1 protein-coding gene and 1 pseudogene are annotated in these 3530 nt (G+C 57.9%); both read left to right on the forward strand.

Features of this window, described 5'->3' with window-relative positions; translation table 11 throughout:
* Positions 1–254, forward strand: a pseudogene (locus NKH04_RS32910) (hypothetical protein); the annotation flags it as partial.
* Between the two features lie 1059 nt (positions 255–1313).
* Positions 1314–3380, forward strand: coding sequence for a carbamoyltransferase family protein (locus NKH04_RS32915; RefSeq protein ID WP_353045592.1), 2067 nt, complete (start codon positions 1314–1316; stop codon positions 3378–3380).
* Positions 3381–3530 lie beyond the last annotated feature (150 nt).

A 3530-nucleotide genomic window follows, 5' to 3' on the forward strand; every position in this document is an offset into this window, starting at 1 on the left:
ACGCCCGGCCCAGGGATGCCATGGATAAAGAAACTTGCGTTCCTCGGTCCCGTGGGCGTTCTCTCGTCGTGTTGTACAACACCGCCCGGCCGCATTCCCAAATCGCCTGGCAGACACCGGCCGAGTTCGCCACCACCTTCAATCTGCGACGGTCGCTCGCGCTGCGCGATGCCAAAGGCTCCGCGCCAGCGCCCGTCGCTTCACCCGCCCAGCAGGGCACAACCCACGCCGGAAACGAACTCAAAACTGGATAGAAACTGGGGGCAACGTCAGTGAATCGCCCAGCACCACATCCCGAATGCGCGAAGCGACTTTCGAACAAGAAGTGTGGGTTTGCTCTCATACCCCTTTGCTGAAAAATGTTGTGACAGAGCGCATGGAATGCCACGCGCTTCAAATCGGAGTAGCCATCCGGGAAGCCTGAAGCCCTTCCAAGCGCATGTCCGGCAGCTATTCATAGCGTGGATGACTTTGATCGAAACAAACGATTTCATAACTCTTCGTAAATCTTGCATGGACAGAAGCACATCCCGCACCGATCACCCATCCAAAGGAGAAAATCTTCCATGCGCCCTGACGTGCAGTGGAGGTCGTGCCGAGAAATGAGTTGCAACTGGCCGACCATGTCGGCGGTTCGACGCTAGTCGTCCCTCAATGTTCCTGAGCTGCGAAGTCTTGCAGGGAGCCAGCTGCCCAGCGCGTTTCTGCTTGTGACAGGCTTATTGCCGCAGGCAGATGGTCGGCTCGTCTGGGCAGCGGATTGGAGACCCGGCCGGCAGCGCTACCATACAACATCAGCGCACTTTACCTCTACGCGGTATTGCCGTGCTTCCAGTCGGTGCCATGTTTGGCCGACGCATGACGCGATGCGGCCTCCTGCACAAGCGAAGGCGTTATCGGATGTGCGACCGGGAAGCAGGCGGACAGTGCAGCACGTGTCACTCGCCTGTGCGACGGTCTTTCGGGGAATGAAATCGGGCCAGTTCACGGCGCGGTATTATTCGTCAACAGCCGCCCCTTCGCAGGATACAGGCACTCCGCGTCACACGTTCGTGCTGCAGATGAAAACGGCATCGCCGGCATGCAAGTCAGCAGCCGCTCAAGATTCGGATCCAGCCAAACTCTCGGCGTCATGGAACGGCAGGCGCCACGATCGAAGCATCTCATGTTGATTCAGGCGGACCCCTTATGAGGCGTTCTTTGATGCCGGTGATGCCTGACAGGCGGTTGCAGCTGCAAGCGACAATGCGGCCTATTTAGTTGGAAACGGAGGCAGGCCAATTTGGCTTGCCCGTCACTATGTGGAGAAAGAAATGCTGTGTCTAGGAATTAGCGGCGGACTTGACCAAGTCCATGAAAACCGATTCGAGCTTCGGAACGCCTTTATGCACGATGGCGCCGCGGTGCTCGTCCGAGACGGACGGGTGATAGCAGCCGTCGAAGAGGAACGCCTCAATCGGATGAAACACTCCAACAAGCTCCCAATTCGTTCGATTCAATACTGTCTGTCAGCGGCGGGGGTTCAGCTCAACGACATTGATCGTGTCGCGCTCTACGCCAGCGAGCCCTATGCCAACGCCATGCTTGAAGGTATGTCCGCATCCCACCCGGACATTCTCTCCATTCCGTTGGGTGCTAAAACGTTGGTGCAGGATCTGTTAACGCGTGAGTTCGGCACTAAGTTGGACAGTTCGCGTATTTCATTCGTAAGTCATCATCAGGCGCACGCCGTGAGCGCCTTTGCAATGTCGGGCTTCGAACAAAGTCTCATTCTAGCGATTGATGGCTCTGGTGATTTCCTATCGGGCCTCGTGGCGGTAGGGTCTGGCACAGAAATTACGCAACTCGAGGCTTTTCCCGAGAACAATTCTCTTGGGCTGTTTTATCTCGAGACGATCCGCTATCTCGGCTACGGCTTGTTCGACGAGTATAAGGTAATGGGACTCGCGCCCTACGGCGACCCCGCTCCCTATCGCGAGCTCTTCGAGCAGTTCTACGAGCTCTCCGCCAACGGCGGTGGCTACTGTGTTCACCTCGACCGCATCGGTCCGGCGTTGCTCCGCAATATCGAGGTCAGGCGAAAGGGAATGCCCTTCACCCAGCAGCATCGAGATGTGAGTGCGTCACTGCAGGAAGCGCTTGAGCGGATCGTGTTCCACATTCTCCGGCATCACCGTGAGGCCACCGGCATGAAGCGGTTGTGCCTGGCGGGGGGGGTGGCCCACAACTGCACGATGAACGGTAAGCTGCTGTATTCAGGGCTTTTCGAAGACATCTTCGTGCAACCCGCGTCTCACGACGCTGGCTGCGCATTGGGAGCTGCGCTGATAGTCTCTAACGAGATGGGCCGCCCCGCGCCGTGTGAGCGACTGCAGGAGGTCTATTGGGGTCCTGATCTCGGGAGCGAGCGCGCCGTGCAACAGGAACTGAATGCATGGGCCGGACATCTCGAGGTTGAACGCTCTGATGACGTGGCAAGCAGTGCAGCCGACTGGATCGCCAACGGCGCCGTGATCGGCTGGGTGCAGGGTCGTTCGGAGTTTGGGCCACGTGCGCTGGGCAACCGCAGCATTCTTGCCGACCCTCGGCCCGCCGCAAACAAGGACCGGATCAATGCGATGGTCAAGAAGCGCGAAGGCTATCGGCCCTTCGCGCCATCTGTGCTGGAGGAGGATGCGAGCGAATTTTTCGACCTCCCGGACGGTAGGCACGAATTTCCATTCATGAATTTCGTCGTTCGCGTGCGTGACTCAAAGCGCGCCTTGCTCGGTGCCATCACGCACGTCGACGGTACCGCTCGCCTGCAAACAGTATCGCGCAACGCCAATCCCGCGTACTGGGAGGTTATCAATGCGTTCAAGAAGCGCACAGGCACTCCAATTCTGCTCAATACCTCCTTTAACAACAATGCCGAACCGATCGTGGATTCGGTTGCAGACGCGATTGCCACCTTTCTGACGACAGAGCTGGATGGACTTGTGGTCGGGCCCTTCCTGGTAAAAAAGCGGGCTGCAACGCTGCAGGATTGGACTGCGCTTGCGGTTTCGTTGCCGCCCTATGTGTCCCTCCATCAAACCCGCGCTTACAAAGCGCCAGATCGTCGGGAGACTCACTGCGAGATCAGAACGACCCACTTCAGCAGTGACAGTGTGCGAATTTCACACGACTTGTTTAATCTGCTGATGCGGATTGAGGGAGAAGCCATGTTGGGAGATCTCCTCAATACAATTGCGCCGGATCAGGCTAAGCGTGACGCTGTGATGGAGGGCCTGCGACGACTGTGGGAGCAGCGCCTCGTTCGGTTGCATCCCTCACAAGCTGCTCGCATGGATCAAGACTGCGATCAAACGCTGGACCAGCATAACAGGCTCTCAGCGTGATAGCGATGCCGCTATCCAAGCTCCGCGAATAAAGGTGTTCATCGACGCCGCCGGGCCCCGAACCCCCGGCGGGCGGGGGGCATAAAAACCCAGGTGGTTAGTGGGCAGTAATTTTTTGAGCACCCACGACCCCAAAAAAAAACCGGCCGG

Source organism: Mesorhizobium sp. M1365 (genome assembly GCF_040317865.1).
Classification (GTDB): domain Bacteria; phylum Pseudomonadota; class Alphaproteobacteria; order Rhizobiales; family Rhizobiaceae; genus Mesorhizobium.